This is a genomic window from Polyangiaceae bacterium, assembly GCA_015075635.1.
Taxonomy (GTDB): domain Bacteria; phylum Myxococcota_A; class Polyangia; order Polyangiales; family Polyangiaceae; genus JADJKB01.
This window is the reverse complement of sequence record JABTUA010000002.1, coordinates 974,621-994,859: the sequence shown is the minus strand read 5'-3', so window position 1 is coordinate 994,859 and position 20,239 is coordinate 974,621. Positions and strand designations below refer to the sequence as shown.

Genomic DNA, 20,239 nt, shown 5'->3' with positions numbered 1-20,239 from the left:
ACGAACATGCACTGGTCGCACGAAATCGCTCGCAAGGCTTGCGCCGCAGCAGCGCATACGCTGAGGAACACGACCTTCGAACGGCGCGTTTCGCAGCCACGGACTTCGAATTGCGCGAGGCAGCGCCACTTCATGCGCGGCGCGCGGCACGGAGCTTGATCGACAGTGGGCGACTTGGTCGACTCGAAAAGGAGGAAGTCATGTCTTCCCGCAAAACGATCATCTCGTGGCTCGTCGTCCCGATAGCTGGGGCGACGGCGATGGCAACACTGGCTGGGGCTTGCGCCGACAAGAGCGATGCGCCCGAAGGGCCCACCTTCGACGCGCCCGCCAGCCACCCCGCAGCACCACCCCCCGGAAAGGGCAAAGACGGCGGCGGCTCACCGGGCGGAGGCGACACCGGGCTCGGCAACAACCTGGCCAATCCGGTCATCTTTGCCGAAGGGCTCGGCCTCACTGGGTTGCCCGTCACGGACGCAGCGACCCAACAACCCATCTACCTCAACACTGGCCTGAGGCCCACCGCGACGGAGGGTCTCACGGTTACCGAGCTGCCGTTCTCGCACTTCGTTCCCGACAGCGCCTATCAGACCGTGATCGACGGAGTCGCGTACTACGAGCAGAAGACGCCCAATGCTTGGCAGCCTCAATGGCGGGATGCCAAGGCCAACGGCGAAGTCGCCCACGCCACGGTCGACTGGGCGGACAACCTGGTGCGCCAAACCTGGACCGCCAATTCGGTGATCCGGGTGGAGGTCGTGCTCAACGACCTGCTGAACACGGACGTGTTGTATCCAGACCTGCCGACCCCGCTGAACCCACAGATGACGGGCTTCAACATGCGCTGGCTCGAGGGGAGCGGGAAGACCGAGCTCTGGGGCACCGACGGTACCACCGGCGCGTTCAACGCGACGATCTACAGCGTCTGTCCGCGGCTCACGATCACCAAGTGTCAAGGTGAGTACGTGCCGGTCACTGCGACCTGCAACGGTAGCTGGGTGCAGGCGATCGACCTGTGGACCTACGACGGCTTGACCGGCGACGGTCCAGGCTTCTATTCGGCCGAGGTGAACGTCTCGGGCAAGGTCATCTTCGGATACAACTGGATGCTGCGTCAGATGCCGGAGGTCATCAACGGCGTGCCCATCGACAAGGCCGGCTGGTGGCGGCTCGCGTTCTCGATCGACGACGGCGGCGGCGCCGTCGCCTGCAACGCCCAGATCGACAACATCCACCCGGCTGACCTGCACGCCTACTACGCGGTGCCGGAACCTGCAGCGGTCACCGAGGAAGAGACCGGGACGGATCCGGTGCTCTACGAGCCGAGGCTCGTGGGCTCCACCACGACGGTGCTCGACGTTTACGTCAAGTCCAACAAGGGCGGAGGCAAAGGGAACAAGTGACAGCGAGCGCGGCGACGCGCAGACGAGCGAGCCCCGGTCGAGATCTCGGCCGGGGCTCCGAGGAGGTGAGCGACAATGTCGAACGAAGCGACGCACGCGATCGAACGTCACCGGCACCCTCTCCGCGCCATCCTGTCGATTCCGACGCTTGCGGGGGTGAGCCTGGCAGTTTCAGCCCTCCTCTCGCCGGCCATCCCGGCGTGTGGGGGACAGCCCGACAGCGAGAAGCCCGGCCTAGTGGGCGGGACACTCGCTCCCGCGGCCGTCATCGCAGATACCGAAGACTGGGTCCGCCCGCAGTGTCAGGGCATTCCTGCGACGATTTGGGCAGGCATGCCGGCCGCGCTCGTACCGAAAGGCGCCAGCGTGAAGAAGAATGCTTGCGGTGGCTTCGAGCTCGTCGGAACCGGCGGGCCTGACGTGATCGTGGGCTCGGCGGGCCGCGACCACATCGTCGGGGGCAACGGCGGCGACCTGATCTGCGCCAAGGAAGCGGGGGACACCGTCGAAGGCGGCAACGGTAACGACCGGATCTACGGAGGATGCGGGCCTGACGTCCTGCTGGGCGAACGAGGGGACGACAGCATCGATGGCGGTGGCGGCCGGGATCGGATCGAAGGAGGCAGCGGGAACGATCTGCTCGCCGGTGGCCCGGGTCCGGACCAGATCTTCGGCGGCAGTGGCGACGACGTGTTGCAGGGCGGTCCTGCCCCCGACTGCCTCGACCCCGGGACCGGAATCGACGTGCTGGATCCCGGCGGAGGCCCCGCGACTTGTGGGCAAGGCGGCCACGAGGAGGACGGGGGGAGCAGCGGCGGTCACGAGGAGGACGGCGGCTGCAGCGGCGGCCACGAGGAGGACGGGGGGAGCAGCGGCGGTCACGAGGATGACGGCGGCTGCAGCGGCGGTCACGAGGAGGACGGGGGGAGCAGCGGCGGTCACGAGGAGGACGGCGGCTGCAGCGGCGGCCACGAGGAGGACGGGGGGAGCAGCGGCGGTCACGAGGAGGACGGCGGCTGCAGCGGCGGCCACGAGGAGGACGGGGGGAGCAGCGGCGGTCACGAGGAGGACGGCGGCTGCAGCGGTGGCCACAGCGGGTAACGGTGCGCTCCCGCGTGGGTCCGGGTCGAGGTCCCGTCTCGACCCGGACCGCGACCATGGGTCCGGGCGACCCACGACGGCTCACTCGGGCCGCGCCTGAGCTCAGCCGAGCTTGGCCGCCGCCAACGAAACCCAAGTCGGGGGGATTGAAGAGCGCGGTCGACGACTCACGCGCCGCCTTGTCGTTCCAGCTCCGCGGCCTGGTACCACGCCACCAGCGCCTCGGTCAGCTCCCCGAGGTCGCCCTCCATCACGCGCTCCAGCTGTGTTGTTGCCCCCCCTCGCCGCCGCTACGCGGCGTCGGTCCCCCCCTTATGCGGCAGCGCGCGCCGGTTGACGTCGTTCCAAGCCCGCCGCGCTCTGCCGATGGCGCGCGCTGCGCGCATGGGGGGGACGCGTCGTTCCGAAGCTGTGGAACGCTCGCCACCGGAGTGCCCAGTTCTCCGGCCCTGCGACGGCGATCAGAGTGCGGCGCAGCGCGCGGGCCGATCGTTCGGCGTGTGCTCGCGGCGACCAAAGGCTCTTGGGCTTGCGCGGCCTTGCGGGTGAGGTGTCGCTGCGCGGCGCGGGGGTCTAGACTGGGCGCGTGACAGCGAAGGGTCGCGGCGTCGGTCTCGCGCTTCTGGCGATCGCGTGCAGCGCCCGCCACCCGGTGGCGGAGCAGCAGCCCTCGTTCACGCCCCCAACGGCCCCCACGCCCGAAGCCGCCCCACCCGTCGACACGTCCGGCTGGGCACGGGCCGACAGCTCGAGCTTCGCGCGCGACGTCTCGTGGCCAAGCACGGACGGCGAGCAGTGTCTGGCCGACCTCGGCTGCCCGAGAGCAGCGGCGATCCCCCCGTGCCGGAGCATCCCCGCGGTGGAGTCGCTGGAGCGTGCGCTGGCCGCTCCGTTGCCCGGCGAGGGGAGGAGAGCAGTGCTTCAGGCGCGGCTCGCTGCGGCGACTCCGATCACCCAGCGCGGCTGCGGTTGGGGTTGCTGCAACACCCGCGGCGGCGGGCTCGTGCTCGTGCAGGCAGATCACACCGTCGCGCTGCGAGCGCCTCCGGGGTCAAGGGCCTTCGCCTGTGGGGGCGACGATTCGGTGGAGTGCTGCGGCTTCGCGCTGCCTGAGGGGAACGTCGTGGCGGCCGGCGTGCTGCGGATGGAGGAGGGGAGGCCCGTGCTCGAGGATGTCGCGCTCTGCGACCGGAGCCCGGAGCCCGCCCCACCTGATGCGTCGTTCTCCTCGACTGCGTGCACGGTCGCGGGCAGGGCGCACGCTTTCGGACGACCGTTCGTTCACGAGCGGCGAATCTGCGTGTGCGACGCGAGCAGCATCAGCTGTCGCGGTCAGGGCTGCTTCCACGCTGGGCGCTGGTTTCCACTCGGCTTTCGCCTTCGCCGCTCCGACTGCGGGACGTGCATGTGTGAGGGGGCCTGGCGCTGTCCGTCCGAGCCGTGCTGGGAGAGTGGCCCGGTGGTTGACTTCGAGACAGGGCGCGCGGAGCTGTCGCCGCATGCGCGACAGTCGCTCGCGCTGATGTCCGGTCTCCAGCACTTCGGCGGGCGCATCGAGGTGAGCGGCTGGGCCGCGGCGGGCGAAGCGCCGGAGGTCGCGCTCCGGCGCGCGCGCGCAGTGAAGGCCGCACTGATCGGCCTCGGCACACGTCCCGAGCAGCTGTTCCTTTCCGCCCGCGAGAGCCCTGGACCAAGCAAGGACGGGAAGCGCGCGAGCCTGACGTTCTGGAGCAGCGAGCGCCCGAGCGTGCCGCCGGAGTAGACGGGCAGACCCCGGACGCACGGTCGTGCCTGACTTTGCGCCGCTTCACGCGCTAGCCTGACGCTCCAGCTCCGCGGCCTGGTACCACGCCACCAGCGCCTCGGTCAGCTCCCCGAGGTCGCCCTCCATCACGCGCTCCAGCTGGTAGAGCGTGAGGCCGATGCGGTGATCGGTCAGGCGATTCTGCGGGAAGTTGTAGGTGCGGATCTTCTCGGAGCGGTCGCCGCTCTTGACCATGCCCCGGCGCTCGTCGCGCACGGCGTCCGCTTGCTTCTGCTGCTCGATGTCGAGCAGGCGGCTCTTCAGGATCTTCAGCGCCTTGGCCTTGTTCTTGAGCTGGCTGCGCTCGTCCTGGCACTTGACGATCATGCCCGTCGGGATGTGTGTGATCTGCACCGCGCTGTTCGTGGTGTTCACGCCCTGGCCGCCGGGGCCGCCGGAGGCGGCGATGTCGAAGCGCAGGTCCTTGTCGTCGATGGTCACGTCCACGTCGTCGGCCTCCGGCAAGACGGCCACCGTCGCGGTCGAGGTGTGGATACGCCCCTGAGCTTCGGTCGCGGGGACGCGCTGCACGCGATGCACGCCCCCCTCGTACTTCAGGTTCGAGTACACGCGGTTGCCGGTGACCAGCAGGATGGCCTCCTTGATGCCGCCGGCGCTGGCTTCGCTCTGGGACATGAGCTCGACTTTCCAGCCCTTCTGCTCCGCGAAGCGCGAGTACATGCGCAGGAGGTCCGCCGCGAAGAGCGCGGCCTCCTCGCCGCCGGTCCCCGCCCTGATCTCCAGGATGGTGTTCTTGTCGTCGTTGGGGTCCTGGGGCAGAAGCAGGATGCGGAGCTGCTTCTCCAGCGCCCCCTGCTTCTCTTCGAGCTCCGGCAGCTCCTCCTCGACCATCGGTCCGAGCTCGGGGTCATCCAGGGCCTCTCGGTCTTCGCGGATGCGCTTCTCCAGGTCTCGCCACTCGCCGAACGCGGTCACCACCGGCTGAATCCGCGCCCGCTCGCGGTTGAGCTCGTTCAGGCGCGCGGGGTCCGCGAGCGTCGCGGGCTCGCACAAGAGCTGCTCGATCTCCTCGTTGCGGCGGTGGACCGCCTCGAGCTTCTCGATCGGGAGCACGTCAGGCTGCCGGGCGCGCCTCGCGCAGCGCGTCGTATCCGTCGAAGGTCGAGTCGCCGTCGGCCTTGACGCTGCCCTGCTCGCGCACGAGGGCGCTGCGCAGCGCCGCAAGCGCGACCTCGAGCTGCGAGTCGTCCGGCTCGATGGTGGTGATCTTCTGCACCAGGAAACCCGGGTAGAGCAGCAGCTGGAGCGGGCCCTTGCCCCAGCGCGCGAGCGCCCGCTGGATCTCGAAAGTGATGGCGGCGATGACCGGCAAGAACGGCAGCTTCATCAGGAAGAAGAGCACGTTGTCCGCGAGCTTGCCGAGACCGAGCTGCGGCAAGAGCGGCCCGATGGCGCTGAAGATCAGGATCGAGACCAGCGCGACCATCACCAGGAAGGTCGTACCGCAGCGCGGGTGCAGCGTGGTCTTGGCGCGGGCGTTCGCCACCACCAGATCCTCGCCGGCTTCGTAGGCGTGGATCGCCTTGTGCTCGGCGCCGTGATACTGAAACACGCGGTAGATCTCCGGCATGCGACGGATGGCCAGCATGTAGCCGACCACGATCACCAGCTTCGCCGCGCCGGTCAGCACCTGGAAGCGCGGGTCCCGCACGTCCAGGTTCAGGCTGAAGAGCCGGCTGGTGCCCTCGGCGAACGCCTGCGGCAAGGCCACGAACAAGCCGATGGCGAAGACGATGGTCAGGAGCGTGAACAGGGACTTCGAGGCGCCGCCCTCCTTGCCCGTGGGCGTCGGCTCGCCGTCACCGGTCACGAGCGCGATGATGGGGAGCGACAGCGCGGCAAGGGTGCTCGGTCCACCCTTCGCCTTCTTCTCCTCCGCCTCCATGTCCTGCTCGTACATCTCTGCGCTGAAGCGCAGGCAGCGGCTGCCGAGCTTGAGGGCCTCCACCAGCGTGGTGATGCCGCGCACCAGCGGCCAGGCCTTCACCCCGACCCGCGGATCGGCCATGGCCTCCTCGCGCACCATCAGGGCGCCGCCGCGGCGACGCAGCACGGCGGCGTACGAGTGCGGCGAGCGCATCATCACGCCTTCGATGAGCGCTTGTCCGCCGATGTAAGGACGAGCGACTCCGTCGCGACCGACGACCGGGGGCTGATTCATGCTGACCTGCAATATAGCGTCGGCCCGCCAGGCGAACAGTACGCGGGCGCGACCGAGCCCCTGCGAGCGCAGCGGGGCTCGCCGCGTTCGTCGGATCTACGCCGTCTTGGCGTACTTCTTCCGGAAGCGATCGACGCGGCCCTGCGTGTCCATCAGGCGCTGCTTGCCCGTGTAGAACGGGTGGCAGGCGCCGCACACGTCCACGGCGAGCTCCTTGGCCGTCGAACGCGTCTGGAACGTGTTCCCGCAGGCGCAGGTCACGGAGATCACGTGGTACTCGGGATGGATGCCGTCTTTCATGGCGGGGCGCGGACCCTAGCGCCCTGGGCCCCGCCGTTCAAGCGGTGGAGCTGTGTTCAGGGGTTCTGCGGCGTCTGGGCCCGGGGCTCCGCGCCCGGGGCTCTCGTCCTGCGGCCGTCGGGGATTTCGTGCCCCGAGCCCGTCTCGGACAAGCCGGGAAAAGAAAGCCCTTACGTTACGTTAGCTTCCGCTCGCCCAAATTTGACGTAACGTGAGATCTGCCCCATACCCAACCGGGTCATGTCGAGTATTTCGCGCCGTGAGGCCCTCGGGCGCCTCGGCGCGGCGGGGGCCGCGCTCGGGGGCGCGGCTTTGCTCGCCAAGCTGACCTACGACCGCGGCGGGTTCGACGTGGCCCGGCTCGACAGCGAGCGCCAGGTCCGGGACTTCGGCGCCAAGCCCGACGGCGCCCTGCCGGTGATGGCCATCGCGAAGAGCTCCACGGACGCCGCCGAGCTCACCCGCAAGGCGGTGGAGGGTCTGGGCGGGATGAAGCGCTTCGTGTCCCGCGGCGACATCGTGGCGATCAAGCCGAACATCGGCTGGGACCGCATGCCGGTGCACGCGGCCAACACCAATCCGGTCGTCGTCGCGGAGCTGGTCCGGCTGGCGTTCGACGCCGGCGCGGCGCGCGTGGTCGTCACCGATGCCTCGTGCAACGAGGCGACCCGCTGCTTCCAGCGCTCCGGCATCTGGCGCGCCACGCACGCGCTGGGAGCCACCGTCATCTTGCCCGCGGCGCACCGCTTCCGCGAGCTGCGCATGAAGGGCGACGTGCTGGACCTCTGGCCGGTGTACACGCCGCTCGTCAACGCGGACAAGGTCATCAACGTCCCCGTCGCCAAGCACCACAACCTCTCGAAGTACACCGGCGCGATGAAGAACTGGTATGGGCTGCTCGGCGGCCGGCGCAACCGGCTGCACCAGAACATCGACGTGTCCATCGCCGACCTCGCCACCTTCATGCGTCCGACCCTCACCGTGTTGGACGCGACGCGAGTCCTGCTGCGCAACGGACCTCAGGGCGGCAACATCGACGACGCCAAGGACATGCACCAAGTCATCGCCAGCCTCGATCAGGTGGCCGTGGACGCCTACGGCGCCACGCTCATCGGTGAGAAGGCGGCGAACGTGAAGTACCTGGCCATGGGCGAGGCTCGTGGGCTCGGCACGGCGAGCTGGGAGCAGGTTGCCCGCGTGGAGGTCTGAGTGACCCAGCACACCCACGAGCGAGCCGCGGAGCTACCGAGCCCGATCCCGTGGCTGGGCGCGCCGGGGCCGGTCGCGCCGCTCGATCGGCCGCCGCCGCCGCAGCAGCCGAAGAGCGCGGGCTGCGGCTCGGGGAGCTGCGGCTGCGCGAGCAACGCCTCCAAGAGCTCCGCTCCCGCGCCGGCGCCGCCGAGCGCCGCGGCCTCGCCGGCCGTGCCGAAGCAGGTCCCCCCGCCGTCGGCCTTCGGCAAGTGGTGGAAGAAGCGCTTCGGTCCGAAGAAGCTCCCCGGCTCCGGCATCCCCGCCCGCAAGGTGATCCGCTTCCTGGTCAAGGCGCGGGTGGTGAGTCAGGCGCTCTTCCTCGGCATCTTCCTCTGGTTCCTGTTCGCCACGGCGTTCCGCGGCAGCTTCAGCGCGGAGGCCGGCAAGGCCATTCGCATGCCGCTCCCCGTGGAGGCGTTCCTGCTCGCCGACCCGTTCGTGGCGGCGATGACCTTCCTCTCCACGCACACCGTGTACCGCGGGCTCGCCTGGTCGCTGGTGATCTTGGCGCTCACGCTGCTCTTCGGCCGCGTGTTCTGCGGCTGGATCTGCCCGTTCGGGACGCTGCACCACTTCTTCGGCTGGATCTTCCCGAGCCGCTACCTGAAGGGGAACAAGCGCGTCGAGAGCAACAAGACCAAGGGCTGGCAACGCGGCAAGTTCTACATGATGTGGGGCTTCCTGGGCGCCGCCGCCGCCGGCAGCGCCATCGGCGGCCTGTTCGATCCCATCTGCGTCGCGGTGCGCGCCATCGGCCTGGGCGTCGTGCCCGCCTTGCAGTACCTGGGCATCCGCGGCGCCACCGTCGCCGCCGACTCGAACGTGCGCGCGGTGCAGAACGCCAGCGACGGCGCTCAGGACTTCTTCTCGCAGACGGTGTGGACGGCGAACCAGGGCTACTTCCACCAGACCTGGTTCATCGTCTTCGCGCTGATCGCCATCTTGTTCATGAACCGCATCATCCCGCGGTTCTGGTGCCGAGCTCTGTGCCCGCTCGGCTCGTTCCTGGGCGTGCTCTCGCGCTTCGCCATCTTCGGCATGGAGAAGGACCACGCGAAGTGCACGGACTGCAACCTCTGCCTCGTCCAGTGCCAGGGCGCCGACAGCCCTCAGGGCGGGGTGAAGCACCGGCAGGACGAGTGCTTCGTGTGCTTCAACTGCGAGGCTGCCTGTCCCGAGGACGTCATCAAGTTCAAGTTCCTGCCGAACCGCAAGAGCGAGATCGTGAAGCCCGATCTCCAGCGCCGCACGCTGCTCGCCTCCACCGCCGCCGGCGCCGCCGCCATCCCGGCCATGCGCATCGCGAACTGGCCCGACCGCGCCTACAGCGAGAAGGTCATCCGTCCGCCGGGCTCGGTGGACGAGCGCGAGTTCCTGGAGCGCTGCATTCGCTGCGCCGAGTGCATGAAGGTGTGCCCGAACAACGCGCTGCACCCCGCCTTCTTCGAGGCCGGCCTCGAGGGCCTGTGGACCCCCATCCTGGTGCCGCGCATCGGCTACTGCGAGTTCAGCTGCGTGCTCTGCGGCCAGGTCTGCCCCACCGGCGCCATCCAGAAGATCGACGAGAAGCAGAAGATGGGCATCGGCCAGAAGCCCATCAGCATCGGCACCGCGATGTACGACCAGGGGCGCTGCTTGCCCTGGGCCATGGCCACGCCCTGCATCGTGTGCGAGGAGTTCTGCCCCACCTCACCCAAGGCCATCTGGGCCGAGGACGTCGAGGTGCCCAAGCGCGAGGCGCACTACGAGGCCGGCGGCGAGCACGCCAAGATGACCACCATCAAGGTGCAACGCCCGCACGTCGACCCGTCGCTCTGCATCGGCTGCGGCGCCTGCGAGAAGGTCTGCCCGATCGTGGACAAGCCCGCCGTCTACGTCACCAGCGCCGGCGAGACGCGCAGCAAGACGAACGTGATCCTGCTGGAGAACACCAGCTACACGTCCTAGCTCCTGCCTCCCCTCGCAGGTGCTCGCCGCGCTCACGTCGAAGCGGAGCGCACCGCAGGGTTCCTTCGCGAGCAACGCGGCGCCGACACCTGGCTCACTGGCAAGCCGCTCCCGTGGCAGCCCACACCCCTCCCGAGCACTTGTGCGCCTGGAAGGAAGTACTGCAGCAAATGATCCCAGCCGCCGTCGAACACGCCTTTCCAGGGCCGACGCTCGCAGGGTTGCTCGGACAGCATTGCGAGTCGAACGTGGTTTCGTGCCACTCGCCGTCGCACTTGCACTGGAACAACGTCGCCTTCGCGCAGCAAGTGCCGACGTCCTTGCAGCTCGTGCCAGTCGCCGGCGCCCCGGCGCAGTTGCCGCTCGGCGCGCTCGGCGGCTCGGTGCAGCTCGAACCGGCGCTACCGCCAGCCCCACCCGTTCCTCCGGTGAAGGTCGTTCCTCCGACTCCGCCCGTGGAGCCCGTTCCACCACTCCCAGCCGCGCCCGCGCTGCCCCCCGAGGAGGTCGCGCCCGCCACGCCGCCACTCGAGCTTCCCCCAGTGGCGGTCGCGCCGGACGAACCGGACGTGCCACCACTCGCGGGGTTCTCGCTGGTGCTGGAGCAGGCTGCGAGCCCGCCGACCAGTACGATCGAGAGAACTGAAGCAGCGCGGCCGGATCGAGCATCCATGATGATGGCTCGTTCTGACTCCGTCCGGGTTGCGCCGCAAGCGGCGCTCATGGGCACGGGCCGCCACGGGCACCATGACCCGCGCCGTACCCGGTCAAAACACCGTGCCGCGTCCGCCTCGACGCTTTTCCACCTCGAGGATGCCAGCTGGTAGCAACGGCGCGACGCACGCCAAGCCGGGAGCGTGCGTCCGTGTTCCAAGCGAATTGGGCCGCCTTCTCCGAGACCTGGTGTGCGCGCTGGTCGCCGTGGCCTGCTGCCGGCCCGGCCCTGCCGCGCGGCCGCACACCTGGGCCGAGCTGGAGTCGCGCCGCCTCGAGGTCGTGGAGCTCGGTCAACCGGGCTTCTCGACCAAGATCGTCCCGCCGTTCATCCTGGTCGGCGACGCGCCACCACCGCTCTTCGAGCAAGACGCGAAGGTCGTGGCCTGGGCGGTGCGACGCCTGAAGGCGGACTTCTTCCCGCACGACCCGGATCCCATCCTGGCGATCTGGATGTTCGATGGCTCGATGAGCTACGAGCGAAACGTCTCGGCGCTGTGGGGTGGCGCTCCGCCCAGCCCATACGGCTACTACTCGCCGTGCCAAGAGGCGCTGGTGGTGAACGCGAGCCTGGGCAACGGGACGTTGGTCCACGAGCTGGTTCACGCGTTCATGGACGCGAACTTCCCCGCCGCGCCCAGCTGGTACAACGAGGGCCTCGCCTCGCTGTTCGAGCGCCCGGTGGAAGCGAACGGTCGCATCAGAGGCACCGTCAACACGCGCCTCGGCCCGCTGAAGGACGGGTGGCGCACGGGCCGCGCCCCCGCGCTCGGAGCCTTGCTCCGCAGCGCGCGCTCCGACTTCGACGGGGAGCGTCGCGCCGAGCACTACGCGGCGGCGCGGTACTTGCTCTACTGGCTTCAGGAGTCAGAACGTCTGCTCGCGTTCCACGCTCGCTTCGCCGCGACGGCATCCAGTGATCCAACGGGGGAGGGGGCGCTCTTGTTCGTGACCGGCGAGCGCTCGCTGGGTCGTGTCGCGGAACGATGGCGGTCCTTCGTCGCAGCCCTGGACGAGCGTATGCCGCCGGCCCCGAGAGACGTGCCCTGAGCGCCGAAGACGCATCGCCCACCCGCTTGCCCCGCGGGCGCCTGAAGCGCCCACCGGGCTGAACCGGGCGCGGCGTCCGGCGCGCGTCCGGACCGGGTCCGGACGAAGCCAGCGGGTACCGAGAAAATGCGGCGAATTTGGCCTGCCCGGCCCAGGCACGCCGTGTGCTCCAGTGTGCTCCTCATGGCGCAGCCGACCTCCCGGGGGATCGCTCTTGGCTCTGTGCTCGGCTTCTCGCTCGCGGCCCTCGCCGCCTGCGCCCCGGCGACCGGCGACCCGCACGAGGACGATCCGGGCACCCTCCAGGCGGTCGATCAACGGGTGTCACTCCTGAACGACGCCTACTGCACCATCAAGGTGTCGGGCGTGGGCAACCGGGACACCGAGACGGATTACCTGCCGCACGTGATCGCCTGCGAGAACGGCGGCGCGGATCTCCAGGCTCTCAAGGCCCAGGCCATCGCCGCACGCTCCGTCGCCTACTACAACATGGCCTCCCAAGGCTCGATTTGCGACGGGCAGGGCTGTCAGGTCTACTCGTGCAACGCCAAGCCGAGCGCGCTGCACTACCAGGCCGTGAAGGAGACGGCGCAGCAGTACCTGAGCTACGGCAACATGCTGACCTACGGCTTCTACGTCGCCGGAGACTCGCAGGTCGTCGGTCCCACGTGCGTGGACGTGGGCGGCTCCACCACGCACTACGTGACCTTCAACGACGGCAAGAGCGGCACCGGCGTGAAGCAGACCAAGCTCGGCTGGGTCGGGCCGCCCGGCTTCGGGCAGAACCGCGGCTGCATGAGCCAGTGGGGCGGCCGCTGCCTGGAGCAGCAGGGGCGCGACTACCTGGGCATCCTGCGCTTCTACTACGGCTCGGACATCGCCATCACGAACGCCCCCGGCAACTGCGGCGTAGGGACGCCGCCCGAGCCGCCGCCCCCGGCGGCAGCAGCCTGCGGCGACGGCAGCTGCGACTCGGGCTCGGGCGAGGACTGCAACACCTGCCCCGGCGACTGCGGCGCCTGCCCCGCACCGCCGTCGCAGCCTCAACCCGGCGCGAGCAGCGAGTGCGCCGGACACTGCGGGCAGCAGGCCCCGAGCGGGTGTTGGTGCGACGCTTCCTGCGCGCAGTTCGGAGACTGCTGCGGCGACGGCAGCAGCTGCTCCGCCTGCGGCAACTGCGGCGGCTCGGGTTCGCCGCCGCCCGCCGCGCAGTGCGGGGACGGGACCTGCAACGGCAGCGAGACCTGCGGCGACTGCCCCGGCGACTGCGGCAGCTGCCCGAGCGGTGGCGGCAGCGGCGGCTCGTGCTCGGTCGCGAGCCACCAGGGGAACGGCGAGAACGGCGAGAGCTGCACCGATCCGGCGGAGAGCTGGCGCTGCGTGTTCCTCCCGTCGTGGGGCACCTGGGGCTCGCAGGTCTGTCGCTACGGCGTCTGGAACACCTACCACCTGAACCCGAAGAGCTGCTCCGCCTGCTGCGGGTCCTACGTGAGCGGCTGCTCGGCGAAGTGAGCGCCTCGCTCACTCCTTCTGCGCGGTGACGACGTAGGTGGTGGTGAATTTCTGCATGGTCCAGCCGCTGATCTCGGTGGCCGTGCCCTGACCGGTGCTGCCCGAGAACGTGAGGTCGATGTCCCAGGACTCCGACTGCTGCTCGCCGGACGAACACCAGCTCTGCGAGTAGCCCACGTTCAGCGAGCAGGTCGCCGGGTCGAGCGTCGCGCTGGCGACGACGAGCTCCGGGCCCGCGTCGCTGCCCGCGTCGCTGGGCAAACACTGGTCGGTCTCGACCTGCCGCTCCAAGAACGTGACCGTCAGCGCGCCGGCCCCTGCATCGGGCCCCTCTGCCACGACCACGTGATCGACGCGGGGCGACCCGGCCTCCGCCTGGAAGGTCCAGGTCCATTTGCCGATCGGCTCGCAGGGTCCCGCATCCACGCCGACGTCGGCGCCGGTGTCGGGGGTGCCCGAGTCCGCGCCACCGGGTCCGGCGGCGCTCTCGCCGCTGCAGGCTGCGAGCAGAAGTGAAGCGATGGCTGGGGCGAGAGCTGCGATCCTCATGACTCCGGGCAGTGCAACGCACGGGCCAGCACCAGTGGCACACTTAGACACATCGCCAGGCAGCGGGTGGCGTACCCTGCGGCCGATGCTCCGGTCGCTGTTGCTTCTCGGACTGGTGGCCGCGGCGTGCCAGCCCGCGCGTGGCCCAGCGCCGTCAGCGCCGCCCGGGACCGCATCGGCGGCTCCTGCCGCGCCGTCCGGCTCCGCCGAGTCACCCCACGATGCGTGGCTCTCCACCTGCGCCGCGGTCACGACGTGCGGCGCGTGCCTGAACTCGCCGCCTTGCAGCTGGTGCGCCGGAGACGGGCGTTGCGTGAGCCCTCGCGCTCAGTGCTCGGAGCTACGAGTCACGGAGAGCACGGCGTGTTCGACGGCGCCGCTCTCGATCGCGAAGAACCAGCATCCCGAGCTCGCGGCGAAGCTCGCGGCTTATGCCTCGGTGCGCGAGAGCAAGACCCTTCCCTTGGCCACGTTCCGGCAGGAGCGCTTCTTCGTCAACGCCGGGGACTGCTTCGCGGTGCTGAGCGAGCCCGCCCCGGGCGCGAAGCTCGATCTCTCGTATGCCGTCCAGGAGATGGGTACCCCCGATCCCGCGCGCAAGAAGCCGAGCTTCGCGCCGGGCACAGGCGCCCGGGGGAACGGCGCCGAGCTCTCCGGCGAGCTCTGCCCTTGGGAGCCGACCTACCTGGTGGTCACCTGGCTGACGCCGTCGTCGGGCGCCGCTGGCCAGCTCGGGCTCCAGCTGCTGGTGCGCCAGAACCCGAATCCCGTCGCCCCGCCGCCGGCGACGCCGGGCACGCGGGGGCCGCCCGTCCACGGGGGGAGCTGCTCGGACTTCGAGTGCGGCGAGGACTGTCGGAGCGAGCACCGGGCCTGCAAGCTGGATTGCTTCCGCTACGGTCGTCACGAGATGGGCAGCCAGCGAATGTGCGAAGCCGGCTGCAACCAGGCGCTCCGGAGCTGCGAGCGTGGCTGCAGCGTGCCGTGTCCGCGTTGAGGCGGTATCACTTGCACGCCATCGTCTTGGACTGCAGTACGTCCTTCTCGCAGGTGAGGGTACCCTTCTTGCAGGTTCCCCACTCGCCGACCTGCCCGCACTCGGGCAACGCCTCGAGAAACCCCTGAGTCACGGTGTCACAGCTCGTGAGCGCCAGGCCCAGACACTTCACTGCTTGTGTGTGCTCGCGATCCGCAGAGCCTGAGCAATCGAAGTCGAAGCCGATCTTCGCGTTCTTGCTGGGCTTCAGCATGTAGGTCGATTGACCTGGTTTTACATCCGCGTCATCGTCTGCACAGTCCTTGCCCCCGCACGTTTCGTTCTCCACGAGGTCGCCGTCGCAGTCGCATGCGACCACGCATCCGCTGCTCCCCGCGGCGGCGTCTGGCGCGGACCCAGCGCTCCCGGCGGTGCCAGCGGTGCCGCCGCTTCCGCTGGCGCCGCCTCCGGCGCTCGTCGCCGGGTCGCGACCTTCGGGCAGGTCCACGATCAAGGCGCAGCTGGCCAAAAACACGAGTGCTGCGCCGCACCAAGTCGCCGACACCGGTCGCATCACGGTCGAAGGGTAGCGCAGATGCTCCGTCGCGGCGCCTTCCTCTGGCTTCAATGTCTCCTGATCGCTGCGATCTCGGGGACCGCGCACGCCGAGGACGACAGGGTGCGAGCGGCCGCCGAGTTCGAAGTGGGCTTGAAGCTGTACGAGCGAGCGGACTATGCGGCTGCTGCGCGGGCGTTTCTGCGCGCCGACGAGCTCGTGCCCAGCGAGGACGCAATCAAGAACAGTATCGCCGCGGCGCGCAAAGCCAGCGACCACCTGACCGTCGCGCGTGCCAGCCGGCGAGCCATGTCCAGGCAAGGAACGAGCGCGGAGTTGGCGTCCGCCGCCCGCGAGGCGCTGGCGCAGGCCGCGCCCCACCTGGCGCGGTTGGAGCTCAGCTGCGAGCCGGAGCCGTGCGAGATCCGCGTCGATGGTGAGAGCGCCCGACCGGGGGAGCACTGGGTCCTGCCCGGAACGCACCGGGCGCGTGCCGACCACGCGGGCCGAAGGAGCGAGCAGGATCTCGCGACGCAACCCGGAGCGACCTATCGCGTGGTGCTGAGGGTGCCCGCCGGAGGCGCGACCGAGCCAGCGGCGGAGCAGGCCAGCCCAGCGAAGGTCCCGCCGGCGCAGCCCGCTCCGGGAGCCGCGGAGCAGTCGCGCTCGGGACGCCCCCTGTCGCCGGCGGTGTTCTACGTGGGCGCCGCCGCGACGCTCGCCCTCACCGCGGTCACGATCTGGTCGGGGCTGGACACGCTGAGCGCGAGCGACGAGCTTCCGTCCCAGCCCACCACGGGTCAGGTGGATGCCGTGCGCACGCGGGTGCGGCGCACCGATTTCCTGCTGGCCGGGACGCTGGTCGTGGCCGCAGGCAGCGGGTACGCGGGGCTCTTCCTGGTGGACTGGTCAGCGGGCGAGCAGCGCGCTTCGGCGTTGGGCCTGTTTGCGTCCGGGCGCTTCTGATGCAACCAGCGACTCTCGCGCCCGTCGCCGCGTACCAGCCGCTCCTCGAGCTCGGCAGCGGTGGGATGGGCGCGGCGTACCTCGCCCGCGCGACGGGGGTGGAGGGTTTCGAGCGGCTCGTCGTGGTCAAGCGCCTGCACTCGCACCTGGTGGCAGTCCCCCAGGCACTGGAGCGGTTCCTCGACGAGGCCCGGCTGGCCGCTCACGTCCGACACGCCAACGTCGTGGGCACGCAGCAAGTGGGTCGAGACGAGCGAGGCCCGTACCTGGTCCTGGACTACGTGGAAGGTGCGAGCCTGGAGCACTTGGTGGACCGGCTGGCGCTGCGCGGACGCCGCTGCCCGGTGCCGATCGCGCTGCGCATCGCCCTGGACGCGCTGGCCGGCCTTCGAGCGGTCCACGAAGCGACCGATGCGCGCGGACGTGAGCTCCGCATGCTGCATCGGGACGTCACGCTCCAGAACGTGCTCTTGGGCCTGGACGGTGTGGCGCGCATCGCCGACTTCGGCATCGCCAAGAGCTCACTCGGCTCCGTCGTGACCGACGAGCGCTATCTCGTGGGAAAGCTCCTGTACATGCCGCCGGAGTACCTGCGGCGCGGGTCGCTGGACGGGCGGCTGGACGTGTACGCGCTGGGCGTGACCCTCTGGCTCCTGCTCACGGGCCGGGAGCTCTGGGACGGCGCGAGCGAGGAGCAGCTCGTCGCCCACGTACTCCACGATCCGTTGCCGACGCTCTCGGACGCCGGACTCGAGGTCGCTCCGCAAGTCGAGGCGCTGCTGGCGCGCGCGACCGCCAAGCGTCCGGACGAACGCTTTGCCAGCGCCGGCGAAATGGCCGCGGAGATCGATCGGATCGCGAAGGACACCGGCTGGCTCGCGAGCCACGCGGAGGTCGGTGAGCTGCTCGAGGAGCTGTGCGGCAGCGAGATCGCCGAGCGGCGCGCGCGCGTGGCCGAGCTGATCGGCAGGGAGGCTCCAGCTGCGCCGGCCGACGAGGCTCCGGCAGCGCGACGTTCGCGGCTCTGGCTGGTCGCTGCGTTCGCAGCGGTGGGCCTGCTGGCTGCGCTCGCGTTCGCGTGGCTCCCTGCCGGTGCGCCTGCGACCGAAGCTGCGCTGGTGGGCGCATCGGCGCAGCGCGCCGCCGTTCGCCCCGTCGTCGAACCACCACCCGTGCCGAGCACCGCCGCACCGCTGGCGGCGGAGAGCGTGGCCCCCGCTCAGCCGAGCGCGGCGCCGCCCGCGCGCCGTCACGTCGCGCCCGCCGCGTCTCCGAGCGTGTCACCTCCCCGACCACCGGACGGGATCTCGAAGTCCAACCCTTATCTCCGGTGATCGCCTTGACCTGACGCCGGCACTGGCGTTCGATCCGCGGGTGGGAATCAACGAACGTCGCGAACGGGAGAAGCAGGCGCGGCGTCGCGCCATCCTCGATGCGGCGTGGCAGATTGCCGAGGAGCACGGCTGGGCACAGTTCAGCGTCGAGCAGGTGGCTGCTCGCGCGGAGCTCGGCCGTGCCACCGTCTACGGGTACTTCGAGTCTCTCGACGTGCTCGTCGGCGAGCTCGCGGCGGAGGCTCTCGACGACTTCGAGACCCGCCTGGCCCAGGCCCGCACGTTGGGCGAGTCCCTCGACGTGCCGGTGCGCCTCGCGCAGTCGCGCCCGGCGGCGTTCGCGCTCTTGTTCGACGCGTACGTGAACCCTCGGCCGGTGTTCTCCGGCGCCGAGCTCGGCAAGGTCCGAGACAAGGCGCGCGAGCTGCTCGGAAGACTCCAGCGCTCGAGCGGGAGTGCCGGCTCGCTCTCGCCGGACGCGGCGAGCGCCGCGGCGTTCATCGCCGGGATTTCGATGGCGGGAGCGATGGTTCCCGAGCTCCGCTCGAGCACTCCGTTGCGCCGCCGCTGGCAGGGGTTGATGTTGGGCGATGAGCCCGAAGCGGGCCCGGGCGGCCCGCGGAAGAAGCCCTGAGGCGAGCTCCCCGACGGGGGTGTCGGATTGCGACGACCGCGCCCGAAATCAACGCTCACGCCGCTTCGCCGCGGGCGCCAGACTCGGAGCAGGAGGTTCGAGATGTCTGGCTTCACTCGCGCGATGGCTTTGGGCGGCTTGTTCTGTTTGGTGCTCGCGGCGCCGGCCTGTGGCGGCGACGACGACGCGTTCACCAGCTCCGGCGGCGGTGGAAAGGCCGGCGGAAGCGGCGGTGTCGGTGGCAAAGGTGGCACGGGTGGTACGGGTGGCAGCGGCGGAGCGACGGGTGGCGCGGCGGGCAGCGCCGGTGCTGCCGGCTCGGCGGGCGCGGCGGGCGCGATGGACGGCGGAGCGGGAACGGACGGCGCAGCCGGGGCCGGTGACGGCGGTGGCTCGGGCGGCACGGACGCAGGCAGCGGAGGTGCCGGCGGTGGCAGCGGCGGTTCCAGCGGCGGGGCGGGTGGCACCGGCGGGACTTCCTGCGTGGACCCCCTGAATGAGCCGAACGAGAGCGAGTCGGCGGCGGCCACGATTCCGGGCGTCAGCTGCGGCGCCGCGGCCAAGACGCACAAGGGGATTCTGGCCGGAAAGTCGGACCAAGACTGGTTCAAGGCAGATGCCGCGGGCCAGCTCGTCGGGTGCTCGGGCAAGGCCAAGGCCTCCGTGGACAAAGCTGGGGTGGACGTCTGCGCGTTCGCGGCTTGTGCGGCGGGGACGACGGACGTGCTCTGCAAGACGGGGACCTTCACGACCTCCGGCAGCGGCCGCAAGGGGTGCTGCGCGAAGCAGAGCGTCGAGCTCGGCGTGACCTGCTCAGGGCTCGGCAACAACCAGGCGGCGACGCTTTGGGTGTCCCTCTCTCAGACCGCGGAAGCGTGCGAGGCCTACGAGCTCAGCTACTCGTATTGACCGGTGGCTCACTTCTTCCGGATGCCGAACAGTCCCAAGACTCTCACCCCTTCGCCGTCGTTCGTCACGATGCGCGCGCCGTCGGCGCTCACCTTGCCGCCGCTGGCCTCGGCCCAGCCGCCGTAGGGCGCCCACTCCTCGAGCACGGACACGCCGTGGACCCAGAGCTCGACCTCGGTGCCGGCGGCCCACCCGGCCGTGTTGGGCACTTCGAGCGCCGCGCGCGGGCAGAGCTGCGTGTCGACGGGTGTGGTGCCGATCAAGATCTCGAACCCGGCGCTCGGATCGACGGCCGGCGGAGCCTTCGCCACCGGGATCTGGACGGCTCGGAATCTCTGGAGCTCCGGCGTGTCGAAGACGAGCTCGTCGTGCTGGAGCTTGGTGCCAGGTGCCAGCGTCAGCGAGACACCGTTGCTGACGGCCGAGTCGCCCGCCGAGAGCTCCACTCCCTGAGCCAGCTCCGGTAGCCTGAAGGTCGTCACCTCGCCGATGGCGTGCTCGGCGGCGCCCTCGGGCAGGAGCTGGGCGAGCTTCACGTGCTCGATGCCGAGGCCGTACTTGAGCGCGGGGCGGGTGATCTGGAGGCCCGGCGAGATGCCGGGAGCGCAGACTCCGGAGGCCTTGTCCAGGGTACACACCTCGCCCTGCGCGGAGGTCGTAGCGGGCTTGCTGCAGGCGCCGAACCCGCAGACGAACATCTGCACGTTCGCGGCCGGCGCGCCCGTCTCATCGACGATCTTCGCGGTGAGCCCCGCGACGAGCTGGGGGGAGCCGCTCGGCTCGTAGCCGGGGCCCTTCGCGCAGCTCGGATCGCCGCCAGCTCCGCCGCCGCCCGAGGCGGAACCGCCGCCGCCCGTGCTGGACAGCGCCCCGCCGCTGCCCGGCGTGCCGCTCGAGGAGCCCGCAGGGCCGCCCCCCTCGGCGCTGCACGCCAGCGCGCAGCACACGGCCGCGGCGAGGGCCGGGTATGCGACGCGACACGGAGGCACTCTCCCTAGACGCGCTGGCTCGCCGACCTTGCACCGATTCCAGCAGCGCCTGCGTGCCCGAG

The 20,239-nt window shown here is 70.3% G+C and carries 19 protein-coding genes; 12 read left to right on the top strand and 7 right to left on the bottom strand.

The window, feature by feature from the left end; all coding sequences use genetic code 11:
• Positions 1-200 precede the first annotated feature (200 nt).
• From HS104_20835 to HS104_20825, 3 genes are all read left to right on the top strand, one after another.
• Positions 201-1,403: a hypothetical protein gene (locus tag HS104_20835; GenBank protein ID MBE7482414.1), complete on the top strand. Its 1,203-nt coding sequence runs from the start codon at positions 201-203 to the stop codon at positions 1,401-1,403.
• A gap of 333 nt (positions 1,404-1,736) precedes the next feature.
• Complete coding sequence (locus tag HS104_20830; protein ID MBE7482413.1) at positions 1,737-2,504, top strand: hypothetical protein; 768 nt, start codon at positions 1,737-1,739, stop codon at positions 2,502-2,504.
• A gap of 586 nt (positions 2,505-3,090) precedes the next feature.
• Positions 3,091-4,266 (top strand): hypothetical protein, encoded by a 1,176-nt coding sequence (locus tag HS104_20825; GenBank protein ID MBE7482412.1) that lies wholly within the window; start codon positions 3,091-3,093, stop codon positions 4,264-4,266.
• A 45-nt stretch (positions 4,267-4,311) separates the two neighbouring features.
• Here the strand turns inward: HS104_20825 and prfA are convergent, their stop codons facing one another.
• The 3 genes from prfA to rpmE form a co-directional block, all read right to left on the bottom strand.
• Positions 4,312-5,382: a peptide chain release factor 1 gene (gene prfA, locus HS104_20820; protein ID MBE7482411.1), complete on the bottom strand. Its 1,071-nt coding sequence runs from the start codon at positions 5,380-5,382 to the stop codon at positions 4,312-4,314.
• 1 nt (position 5,383) lies between these two features.
• A complete protein-coding gene (locus HS104_20815; protein ID MBE7482410.1) occupies positions 5,384-6,490 on the bottom strand; it encodes a DUF1385 domain-containing protein in 1,107 nt (368 codons plus the stop codon).
• A 96-nt stretch (positions 6,491-6,586) separates the two neighbouring features.
• Positions 6,587-6,790 carry a 50S ribosomal protein L31 gene (gene rpmE / locus HS104_20810; protein ID MBE7482409.1) on the bottom strand — a complete coding sequence of 68 codons (204 nt, stop codon included), beginning with the start codon at positions 6,788-6,790 and terminating at the stop codon, positions 6,587-6,589.
• Between the two features lie 240 nt (positions 6,791-7,030).
• On the opposite strand from rpmE, the gene HS104_20805 reads away from it, so the two are divergent.
• Complete coding sequence (locus HS104_20805) at positions 7,031-7,999, top strand: DUF362 domain-containing protein (protein MBE7482408.1); 969 nt, start codon at positions 7,031-7,033, stop codon at positions 7,997-7,999.
• A 54-nt stretch (positions 8,000-8,053) separates the two neighbouring features.
• A complete protein-coding gene (locus HS104_20800; GenBank protein MBE7482407.1) occupies positions 8,054-9,988 on the top strand; it encodes a 4Fe-4S binding protein in 1,935 nt (644 codons plus the stop codon).
• A 94-nt stretch (positions 9,989-10,082) separates the two neighbouring features.
• Here HS104_20800 and HS104_20795 read toward each other — a convergent pair whose 3' ends face one another.
• Positions 10,083-10,661 (bottom strand): hypothetical protein, encoded by a 579-nt coding sequence (locus HS104_20795; GenBank protein MBE7482406.1) that lies wholly within the window; start codon positions 10,659-10,661, stop codon positions 10,083-10,085.
• Positions 10,662-10,867: 206 nt separating this feature from the next.
• Here HS104_20795 and HS104_20790 point away from each other — a divergent pair, with 206 nt between their 5' ends.
• Together HS104_20790 and HS104_20785 are read left to right on the top strand one after the other, a co-directional pair.
• Positions 10,868-11,752, top strand: a complete 885-nt coding sequence (locus HS104_20790; protein MBE7482405.1) for a hypothetical protein — start codon at positions 10,868-10,870, stop codon at positions 11,750-11,752.
• A 183-nt stretch (positions 11,753-11,935) separates the two neighbouring features.
• The gene (locus HS104_20785) at positions 11,936-13,264 is read left to right on the top strand and encodes a hypothetical protein (protein ID MBE7482404.1); all 1,329 of its coding nucleotides are present in this window, start codon (positions 11,936-11,938) and stop codon (positions 13,262-13,264) included.
• Between the two features lie 9 nt (positions 13,265-13,273).
• Here the strand turns inward: HS104_20785 and HS104_20780 are convergent, their stop codons facing one another.
• Positions 13,274-13,813 (bottom strand): hypothetical protein, encoded by a 540-nt coding sequence (locus HS104_20780; protein ID MBE7482403.1) that lies wholly within the window; start codon positions 13,811-13,813, stop codon positions 13,274-13,276.
• Between the two features lie 85 nt (positions 13,814-13,898).
• Between HS104_20780 and HS104_20775 the strand changes: the two genes are divergently transcribed.
• The gene (locus HS104_20775; protein MBE7482402.1) at positions 13,899-14,810 is read left to right on the top strand and encodes a hypothetical protein; all 912 of its coding nucleotides are present in this window, start codon (positions 13,899-13,901) and stop codon (positions 14,808-14,810) included.
• 7 nt (positions 14,811-14,817) lie between these two features.
• Here the strand turns inward: HS104_20775 and HS104_20770 are convergent, their stop codons facing one another.
• On the bottom strand, positions 14,818-15,366 hold the full coding sequence (locus HS104_20770; protein ID MBE7482401.1) for a hypothetical protein: 549 nt from the start codon (positions 15,364-15,366) through the stop codon (positions 14,818-14,820).
• Positions 15,367-15,384: 18 nt separating this feature from the next.
• On the opposite strand from HS104_20770, the gene HS104_20765 reads away from it, so the two are divergent.
• From HS104_20765 to HS104_20750, 4 genes are all read left to right on the top strand, one after another.
• On the top strand, positions 15,385-16,311 hold the full coding sequence (locus tag HS104_20765) for a hypothetical protein (protein ID MBE7482400.1): 927 nt from the start codon (positions 15,385-15,387) through the stop codon (positions 16,309-16,311).
• Positions 16,311-17,645: a serine/threonine protein kinase gene (locus HS104_20760; GenBank protein ID MBE7482399.1), complete on the top strand. Its 1,335-nt coding sequence runs from the start codon at positions 16,311-16,313 to the stop codon at positions 17,643-17,645. The genes HS104_20765 and HS104_20760 overlap by 1 nt, the downstream gene beginning before the upstream one ends.
• A gap of 40 nt (positions 17,646-17,685) precedes the next feature.
• Positions 17,686-18,279 (top strand): helix-turn-helix transcriptional regulator, encoded by a 594-nt coding sequence (locus HS104_20755; GenBank protein ID MBE7482398.1) that lies wholly within the window; start codon positions 17,686-17,688, stop codon positions 18,277-18,279.
• 102 nt (positions 18,280-18,381) lie between these two features.
• Positions 18,382-19,188 (top strand): hypothetical protein, encoded by an 807-nt coding sequence (locus HS104_20750; GenBank protein ID MBE7482397.1) that lies wholly within the window; start codon positions 18,382-18,384, stop codon positions 19,186-19,188.
• Positions 19,189-19,196: 8 nt separating this feature from the next.
• Here the strand turns inward: HS104_20750 and HS104_20745 are convergent, their stop codons facing one another.
• On the bottom strand, positions 19,197-20,135 hold the full coding sequence (locus HS104_20745; protein MBE7482396.1) for a hypothetical protein: 939 nt from the start codon (positions 20,133-20,135) through the stop codon (positions 19,197-19,199).
• Between the last annotated feature and the right edge of the window lie 104 nt (positions 20,136-20,239).

Excerpts from the sequence above, each read along its gene's own strand:
- HS104_20835 (MBE7482414.1), top strand. The coding sequence starts at position 201 with ATGTCTTCCCGCAAAACGATCATCTCGTGGCTCGTCGTCCCGATAGCT.
- HS104_20830 (MBE7482413.1), top strand. The coding sequence starts at position 1,737 with ATGCCGGCCGCGCTCGTACCGAAAGGCGCCAGCGTGAAGAAGAATGCT.
- HS104_20815 (MBE7482410.1), bottom strand. The coding sequence starts at position 6,490 with ATGAATCAGCCCCCGGTCGTCGGTCGCGACGGAGTCGCTCGTCCTTAC.
- rpmE (MBE7482409.1), bottom strand. The coding sequence starts at position 6,790 with ATGAAAGACGGCATCCATCCCGAGTACCACGTGATCTCCGTGACCTGC.
- HS104_20805 (MBE7482408.1), top strand. The coding sequence starts at position 7,031 with ATGTCGAGTATTTCGCGCCGTGAGGCCCTCGGGCGCCTCGGCGCGGCG.
- HS104_20795 (MBE7482406.1), bottom strand. The coding sequence starts at position 10,661 with ATGGATGCTCGATCCGGCCGCGCTGCTTCAGTTCTCTCGATCGTACTG.
- HS104_20785 (MBE7482404.1), top strand. The coding sequence starts at position 11,936 with ATGGCGCAGCCGACCTCCCGGGGGATCGCTCTTGGCTCTGTGCTCGGC.
- HS104_20780 (MBE7482403.1), bottom strand. The coding sequence starts at position 13,813 with ATGAGGATCGCAGCTCTCGCCCCAGCCATCGCTTCACTTCTGCTCGCA.
- HS104_20775 (MBE7482402.1), top strand. The coding sequence starts at position 13,899 with ATGCTCCGGTCGCTGTTGCTTCTCGGACTGGTGGCCGCGGCGTGCCAG.
- HS104_20765 (MBE7482400.1), top strand. The coding sequence starts at position 15,385 with ATGCTCCGTCGCGGCGCCTTCCTCTGGCTTCAATGTCTCCTGATCGCT.
- HS104_20760 (MBE7482399.1), top strand. The coding sequence starts at position 16,311 with ATGCAACCAGCGACTCTCGCGCCCGTCGCCGCGTACCAGCCGCTCCTC.
- HS104_20750 (MBE7482397.1), top strand. The coding sequence starts at position 18,382 with ATGTCTGGCTTCACTCGCGCGATGGCTTTGGGCGGCTTGTTCTGTTTG.